The sequence below is a fragment of the Kitasatospora sp. NPDC057198 genome, from assembly GCF_042670125.1.
Lineage (GTDB): Bacteria > Actinomycetota > Actinomycetes > Streptomycetales > Streptomycetaceae > Kitasatospora.
This window is the reverse complement of sequence record NZ_JBHUWH010000045.1, coordinates 22,371-28,439: the sequence shown is the minus strand read 5'-3', so window position 1 is coordinate 28,439 and position 6,069 is coordinate 22,371. Positions and strand designations below refer to the sequence as shown.

The window sequence follows — 6,069 nt, the reverse complement described above, 5'->3', positions numbered from 1 at the left end:
GCCCGCCCCTCGCGCGTTCCCGGGCTGCGCCCGGTCGCTGCTCCGGGTCGGTCTCAGGCGTCGACGCCGTCGTTGTCGTCGAGCCGGAAGCCGACCTTGAGGCCGACCTGGTAGTGCTCGATCTCGCCGTCCTCGATGTGGCCGCGGACCTGGACCACCTCGAACCAGTCCAGGTTGCGCAGCGTCCGGTTCGCACGGGCGATGCCGTTGCGGATCGCGGCGTCCACCCCTTCGTGCGAGGTTCCGACGATCTCGGTGACCCGGTAGGTGCGGTCGGTCATGGCGGTCTCTCCCTGTGCGGCGGCGGTGGGTGGCTCCCCCCGCCGTCCACCGTGCACCGAAGTGCCGCCCCGGGCATCCCGGCGTCCGCCGACCGTGACCCGGTGTCAGAACGCGGCGCGGACCTCGCCGACCACGTTGCCGCCGCCGTGCAGCGGGGCGGCGGCGATCCGTTCCAGCACCGGGTCCTGGACGCCCAGTCGGCGCAGCGCGGCGGCCAGCACCGGGCCGCGGGCCCGCTCCGCGCCGTCCTCGATCTTGAAGGCGAGGGCCCGGCCGTCGGGCAGCGCCACCACCTGGACGGCCTCGGCGCCCATCTTGGACAGCGCGCCGGGCACCGCGCGCATCAGCCAGGTGTCGGCCCGGCGGGTGCCGGCCACGTACTCGGGGTGGGCGCGCATCGCGTCGGCGACCCGGCGCTGCTCGGTGCCCGGGTCGGCCAGCAGCAGGGCGCGGTAGCCGCGGGCCAGGCCGGTGAGCGAGACGGCCAGCAGCGGGGCGCCGCAGCCGTCGGTGCCCAGGTGGGCGGCGCGCTCGCCGGTGGCCTCCTCCAGGGCGGTGCGGGCCAGCCGCTGGATCGGGTGGGCCGGGTCGAGGTAGTCCTCCAGGCTCCAGCCGTTGGCGGCCGAGGCGGCCAGCCAGGCGGCGTGCTTGCCCGAGCAGTCCATCAGGATCGGGGCGCGCTCCCCGCCGGAGCGCAGCAGCTCCTCGGCCTCCACCTCGTCCAGCGGGAGGTCGGCGGGCAGCCGCAGGGCGGCCTCGGTGAGTCCGGCGTCGGCGAGGACCTTGCGCACGGCGGCCCGGTGGAAGGGCTCGGCGGAGTGGCTGGAGGCGGCCAGCGCGAGCTGTTCGCCGCGCAGGTCGAGGCCGGCCCGCAAGGTGGCGACCGCCTGGAAGGGCTTGGCGGTGGAGCGCGGGTAGACCGGGAGTTCGGGGGTGCCGAGCGCGTGCTCGACGGCGCCGTCGGCGTCGAGCAGGACCAGCGAACCGCGGTGGCGGCCCTCGGTGAAGCCGGAGCGTATGACCTCGGCGAGGGCGGGCAGGGCGGACTGCGACACGGGTGGGTCTCCAGGGGCGGTGCGGTGAGGGTGGGGTGGGCCCCGGCCGCGTCCGCCCCGCTCAGCGCTCGCTGAGCAGGTCGTCGACCCGGGCCTCCCCCTCACGGTACCTGCGGGTGATCTCGGCCCCGCAGTCGTCCGCGGTGCGCTGCAGGGCCTGGCGGCGGCCGGAGACCTCGCGCTGGTGCTCGTCCAGGCGCTCGACGGCGGCCAGCAGGTCGGCGGTGGCGTGCGCGGCCAGGTCGGCCAGCTGGACGTCGCCCATCAGGGCGTCGGCCTCCAGCCGGTAGCGCTCGCCGCGCGGCGGGCCGAGGGTGACGTGCCGGGCCGGGCGGCGGTTCGCGGACGGGGTGTCGGCGAGGATGGCCGGGAGCCGGTCCAGCAGGGCGCCGGGGGCCTCGCCGGCGGCCTGCTGCGGGATGATCTCCCGGCGCTGGAGCTCGGCCCGCAGGATGTCCATCCGGCCGTGCAGCAGGCGGCGCAGGTAGGACAGGTCGGCCTCCTGCTCCAGCGCGTCCCGGCGGAGCACCCGCAGTTCCTCCAGGGCCAGACCGGCCAGCCCGTCGACCGCGCTCACGTCCATCAATCCGACCACCTGCCGTAGTACCAGTGCCCGCCGGTAGCACGGGCCGCCCGCCACCCAGGGTTCCCCCCGGCGGGCGGTGCCACTCGTGCGGGTGACGCGGTTCGCCGGGACGGCGGACGCCCCCGCGGGGCCAGGGTGGCCCCGGGCCGTCGGACAGCGTGCCACCCCGGGCCCCGGCGCCGCACGCCCGAGTACCCGAACGGCCCCCTGGCGAACACCCCTGGCTAGTACGAAGAACCCGCGCCACGGGCTCACCTGCACGAATCGGGGCGCACCATGTGCGACCCCGGCGTGCGACCGGAGGCCGCGCGCCCCCGGTGGACCCGGCCCGGCACAATGGGCGGCATGCGAGCAGTGGTGCAGCGGGTCGCCGGGGCGGCCGTGACGGTGGACGGCGAGACGGTCGGCGCGATCGAGGGGCCGGGCCTGTGCGTGCTGGTCGGCGCCACCCACGAGGACACCCCGGCGCAGGCCGCCCAGCTGGCCCGCAAGCTCTGGACGCTGCGGCTGTTCCCGGGCAGCCCCGAGCTGTCCTGCTCGGAACTCGGCGCCCCGCTGCTGGTGATCAGCCAGTTCACCCTCTACGGCGACGCCCGCAAGGGCCGCCGCCCCACCTGGAACGCGGCCGCGCCCGGCCCGGTCGCCGAACCGCTGGTGGACGCGGTGGTGGCCGAACTGCGGGCGCTGGGCGCGAAGGTCGAGACCGGGCGGTTCGGCGCCGACATGCAGGTCTCACTGGTGAACGACGGACCGTTCACCGTCCTGCTGGAGGTCTGAAGCCCCCTTCAGGCGGGAACGATCATGTCCTGGGTGCCGGGGACGCCGTCGGCCAGCAGTACCGCGTCCACCGGGGTGTTGCGCTTGACCAGGGCGAGCGCGATCGGGCCCAGCTCGTGGTGCCGGGCCGAGGAGGTGACGAAGCCGACCGGGCGCTCCTGGCCCTCGACGCGGACCTCGGCGCCGTGCGCGGGCAGTTTCTCCTCGGTGCCGTCCAGGTGCAGGAAGACCAGGCGGCGCGGGGGCCGGCCCAGGTTGTGCACCCGGGCGACCGTCTCCTGGCCGCGGTAGCAGCCCTTCTGCAGGTGAACGGCGCTGCCCAGCCAGTCGACCTCGTGCGGGATGGTGCGGTGGTCGGTCTCGAAGCCGAGCCGCGGCCGGTGCCCCTCGACCCGCAGCGCCTCGTACGCCAAGACGCCCGCCGCCGGGCCGAACTCCTCGGCGGCCGCGGCGAGTTCGGCGCGCGGCAGGAACAGGTCGCGGCCCCAGGGGAGTTCGCGCACCGCGGCGGCCCGCTCGACCGGGGCGGTGGAGCCGGCGGGCAGGAACACCACGGCGTACTGCTCGGTGGCGTCGGCGACCTCGACCCGGTTCCAGAACTTCATCGACTCCAGGTACTTCACCAGCGCGGGGGCGCCGCCCGGCTCGACGTGGATCCAGGTGGTCCCGCCGTCGTCGACCAGGTAGAGCGCGTGCTCCACGTGCCCGTTCGGGGAGAGCACGAGCGCCTCGGTGGCCTGCTGCGGCGGCAGTTCGCTGACGTGCTGGGTGAGCAGCAGGTGCAGCCAGCTCAGCCGGTCCGGGCCGGTCACGGTGATCACGCCGCGGTGCGAGAGGTCGGTGAAGCCGCGCCCGGCGGCCAGCGCGCGCTGCTCGCGGAACAGGTCGCCGTAGTGGGCGGCGACCCCCTCGTCGGGACCTTCGGCCGGGACGGCGCCGGGCAGGGCAAGCAGCGGGCTCTTCATACCCGCCAGCTTACGACTGCCCGTTCTCCAGCTTGGCGGTGCAGTCCGCGCAGCGGCCGAAGATGGCGAAGTGCTTGAGGTCGGTGTCGAAGCCGTGCTCGGTGCGCAGGCTGTCGATCAGCGGGGCGGCGATCGCGGTGTCGGTCTCGGTGACCTTGTCGCAGTCCCGGCAGACCAGGTGCAGGTGGGTGTGCCGGCCCGCCAGGTGGTAGGTGGGGGCGCCGTGGCCGAGGTGCGCGTGCGAGACCAGGCCGAGCTCCTCCAGCAGCTCCAGCGTCCGGTAGACGGTGGAGATGTTGACGCCGCTGGCGGTCTTGCGGACCTGGCCCAGGATCTCGTCCGGGGTCGCGTGGTCGAGCACGTCGACGGCCTCCAGCACCAGCTGGCGCTGCGGGGTCAGCCGGTAGCCGCGCTCGCGCAGGTCGGCCTTCCAGTCGGTGGTCTCGCTGTTCGCCACGTGTGTCCCTGCCCGGTGAGAGGTCGTGCCGACAAGTGTAGGGACCGACCGGGTGGTCGGCCCCTACTCCGTGCGCGCCGGGCGGATCAGCGGAAGAACGCGATGCCGTCGTCCGGCAGGTCGTTGATGTCGTTGATCAGCTGCGCCGGGTTGAGCACCTTCTTCAGCTGCGCCGACATGTACGGCCGCAGCGGCACCTCGGGGGCGGCCTTCTCGCCGACCCAGAGCAGCTCGTCCTTGACCAGGCCGTACAGCCGCTTGCCACCGCTGTAGGGGGCCGCGCCCTCGATCCGGGCGACCGCGTCGGTGGCCAGGTCGATCTGCGGCTTGCCGTCGTGCAGCTTGCCGTACCAGATCTCCACGGTGCCGTCGTCGCGGACCGAGGAGACCTCGATCTCGCGCTCGCCGCTGGTGCCGTGCTGGTTGCTGGTGACCCGCCAGAAGGCGTGCTCGGTCTCCAGCGCGCGGACCTTCTCCCCCTGCTCGTCCAGCACCCAGGTGCGGGAGCGGAACTCCAGGAAGGGACGGCCGTCGTGCCGGAAGACGATCTCCTGGCCGAAGTTGCACTTCTCGCTGCCGGGGAAGTCGTGGACGCCCGCGCCCTCCCAGGTGCCGAGGAGGAAGGCGAGCGGGACGACGTCGCGGTGGAGGTCGGAAGGAATCTCGATCATGGTCCTGGCTGGTGTCGTCGGACGGTTACCGGGTCAACCGTACGGCAGCCGTCAGCGCTGGCCCTGGTAGAGCTTCATGACGGAGAAGATGGCGAACCAGGTGATCAGCACGGCCATCAGAGCCAGCAGGCTGTCGAAGAAGATCTCAAGACCGGACACGGTGCGCTCCCAGGGGCGGGTTCGACGGGCTGTGGTACGGCGCGAGTCTATCCGGCGGCCCCTTCGCCCGTAGTCTCTGGGGCATGTCGAAGAAGCTGGTCATCAAGGTCACCGCCGGTGCGGACGCCCCGGAGCGCTGCTCCCAGGCGTTCACGGTCGCCTCCGTCGCCGTCGCCAGCGGCGTGCCGGTCTCGCTCTGGCTGACCGGGGAGTCCGCCTGGTTCGCCCTGCCGGGGAGGGCCGCCGAGTTCGAGCTGCCGCACTCGGCGCCGCTGCCGGACCTGCTGGAGGCGGTCCTGGCGGGCGGGAGCGTCACGCTGTGCACCCAGTGCGCGGCGCGCCGGGACATCGCGCAGGCCGACGTGCTCGAGGGCGTGCGGATCGCCGGGGCGCAGGTGTTCCTGTCCGAGGTGATGGCGGACGACGCCAGGGCGCTGGTCTACTGACGCCGGGGGCCGTCGTCCGGGGGCTCGCGGTCCGGCGCGTCCCGGTCGTGGCCGCGCTGCTCCCAGTGCGGGTCGTCCCAGCGCGGGTCGTTCCACCAGTCGTCGTCCCGGTCACGCCTGTTGGCCAGGACGGCGGCCACCGGCGGGATCACCATCGCGACCACGCACATGCCGATGGCGGCGCCGACCGACCAGAAGCGCACCACGCCCCAGGCCAGGACGAACAGCGCCAGGCAGACGCCCATCATCACGAAGTAGCGCACGTGCCGCCGGTGTGCCTGCACCCTTCCAGGGTAGGCCGAGGGGCCCCGGCGCCAGAAGACGCCGGGGCCCCTCGTCACAGCTGCCGCGCGGTCGTTCAGACCGCGATCGCGACCTCGGTGAACTCGCCCTGGGCGGCGACCACCTGGCGGTCCACGGTGGCGCCGGGCACCAGGGCCCGCAGCGTCCACTTGCCCGGACGGGCGAAGAACCGGAACTGGCCGGTCGCCGAGGTCGGGACCTCGGCCGTGAACTCGCCGTTCTCGTCGAGGAGCCGCACGTAGCCGTTGACCGGCTCGTCATTGCGGGTCACCGAACCCTGGATGATCGTCTCGTTGGCCACGTCAACTCCTGCCAGGTCCGGGCCGCCGGCCTTCGCACCGCACATGTCTGTCTCCCTCTTCCTTGCT

The 6,069-nt window shown here is 73.9% G+C and carries 10 protein-coding genes; 2 read left to right on the top strand and 8 right to left on the bottom strand.

The window, feature by feature from the left end:
- Window positions 1-53: 53 nt before the first annotated feature.
- The 3 genes from ACFUEL_RS08260 to ACFUEL_RS08250 all read right to left on the bottom strand — a co-directional run bounded on the left by ACFUEL_RS08260 (window position 54) and on the right by ACFUEL_RS08250 (window position 1,920).
- Window positions 54-281 carry a dodecin gene (locus tag ACFUEL_RS08260; protein ID WP_380235234.1) on the bottom strand — a complete coding sequence of 76 codons (228 nt, stop codon included), beginning with the start codon at window positions 279-281 and terminating at the stop codon, window positions 54-56.
- 105 nt (window positions 282-386) lie between these two features.
- The gene (locus tag ACFUEL_RS08255; RefSeq protein WP_380235233.1) at window positions 387-1,337 is read right to left on the bottom strand and encodes an asparaginase; all 951 of its coding nucleotides are present in this window, start codon (window positions 1,335-1,337) and stop codon (window positions 387-389) included.
- Window positions 1,338-1,398: 61 nt separating this feature from the next.
- A complete protein-coding gene (locus tag ACFUEL_RS08250; protein ID WP_380235232.1) occupies window positions 1,399-1,920 on the bottom strand; it encodes an ABC transporter substrate-binding protein in 522 nt (173 codons plus the stop codon).
- Window positions 1,921-2,268: 348 nt separating this feature from the next.
- On the opposite strand from ACFUEL_RS08250, the gene dtd reads away from it, so the two are divergent.
- Window positions 2,269-2,700 carry a D-aminoacyl-tRNA deacylase gene (gene dtd, locus ACFUEL_RS08245; protein WP_376060596.1) on the top strand — a complete coding sequence of 144 codons (432 nt, stop codon included), beginning with the start codon at window positions 2,269-2,271 and terminating at the stop codon, window positions 2,698-2,700.
- An 8-nt stretch (window positions 2,701-2,708) separates the two neighbouring features.
- Here dtd and ACFUEL_RS08240 read toward each other — a convergent pair whose 3' ends face one another.
- From ACFUEL_RS08240 to ACFUEL_RS08230, 3 genes are all read right to left on the bottom strand, one after another.
- A complete protein-coding gene (locus ACFUEL_RS08240) occupies window positions 2,709-3,665 on the bottom strand; it encodes a YgfZ/GcvT domain-containing protein (protein ID WP_380235231.1) in 957 nt (318 codons plus the stop codon).
- A 10-nt stretch (window positions 3,666-3,675) separates the two neighbouring features.
- The gene (locus ACFUEL_RS08235) at window positions 3,676-4,122 is read right to left on the bottom strand and encodes a Fur family transcriptional regulator (RefSeq protein ID WP_380235230.1); all 447 of its coding nucleotides are present in this window, start codon (window positions 4,120-4,122) and stop codon (window positions 3,676-3,678) included.
- Window positions 4,123-4,208: 86 nt separating this feature from the next.
- Window positions 4,209-4,793, bottom strand: a complete 585-nt coding sequence (locus ACFUEL_RS08230) for an FABP family protein (protein ID WP_030458162.1) — start codon at window positions 4,791-4,793, stop codon at window positions 4,209-4,211.
- Window positions 4,794-5,035: 242 nt separating this feature from the next.
- Here ACFUEL_RS08230 and ACFUEL_RS08225 point away from each other — a divergent pair, with 242 nt between their 5' ends.
- The gene (locus tag ACFUEL_RS08225; protein WP_380235229.1) at window positions 5,036-5,398 is read left to right on the top strand and encodes a DsrE family protein; all 363 of its coding nucleotides are present in this window, start codon (window positions 5,036-5,038) and stop codon (window positions 5,396-5,398) included.
- On the opposite strand, the gene ACFUEL_RS08220 is transcribed toward ACFUEL_RS08225, so the two are convergent.
- Entirely contained in the window at window positions 5,392-5,682 is a 291-nt protein-coding gene (locus ACFUEL_RS08220) for a DUF3099 domain-containing protein (protein WP_380235228.1), read from the bottom strand. The two genes, ACFUEL_RS08225 and ACFUEL_RS08220, sit on opposite strands and share 7 nt — an antisense overlap.
- A gap of 74 nt (window positions 5,683-5,756) precedes the next feature.
- Window positions 5,757-6,047 (bottom strand): DUF1416 domain-containing protein, encoded by a 291-nt coding sequence (locus tag ACFUEL_RS08215; protein WP_030458165.1) that lies wholly within the window; start codon window positions 6,045-6,047, stop codon window positions 5,757-5,759.
- Window positions 6,048-6,069: the final 22 nt, after the last annotated feature.

Coding starts and splice junctions, on each gene's coding strand:
- ACFUEL_RS08225 (WP_380235229.1), top strand. CDS start 5,036: ATGTCGAAGAAGCTGGTCATCAAGGTCACCGCCGGTGCGGACGCCCCG.
- dtd (WP_376060596.1), top strand. CDS start 2,269: ATGCGAGCAGTGGTGCAGCGGGTCGCCGGGGCGGCCGTGACGGTGGAC.
- ACFUEL_RS08215 (WP_030458165.1), bottom strand. CDS start 6,047: ATGTGCGGTGCGAAGGCCGGCGGCCCGGACCTGGCAGGAGTTGACGTG.
- ACFUEL_RS08230 (WP_030458162.1), bottom strand. CDS start 4,793: ATGATCGAGATTCCTTCCGACCTCCACCGCGACGTCGTCCCGCTCGCC.
- ACFUEL_RS08250 (WP_380235232.1), bottom strand. CDS start 1,920: ATGGACGTGAGCGCGGTCGACGGGCTGGCCGGTCTGGCCCTGGAGGAA.
- ACFUEL_RS08260 (WP_380235234.1), bottom strand. CDS start 281: ATGACCGACCGCACCTACCGGGTCACCGAGATCGTCGGAACCTCGCAC.
- ACFUEL_RS08240 (WP_380235231.1), bottom strand. CDS start 3,665: ATGAAGAGCCCGCTGCTTGCCCTGCCCGGCGCCGTCCCGGCCGAAGGT.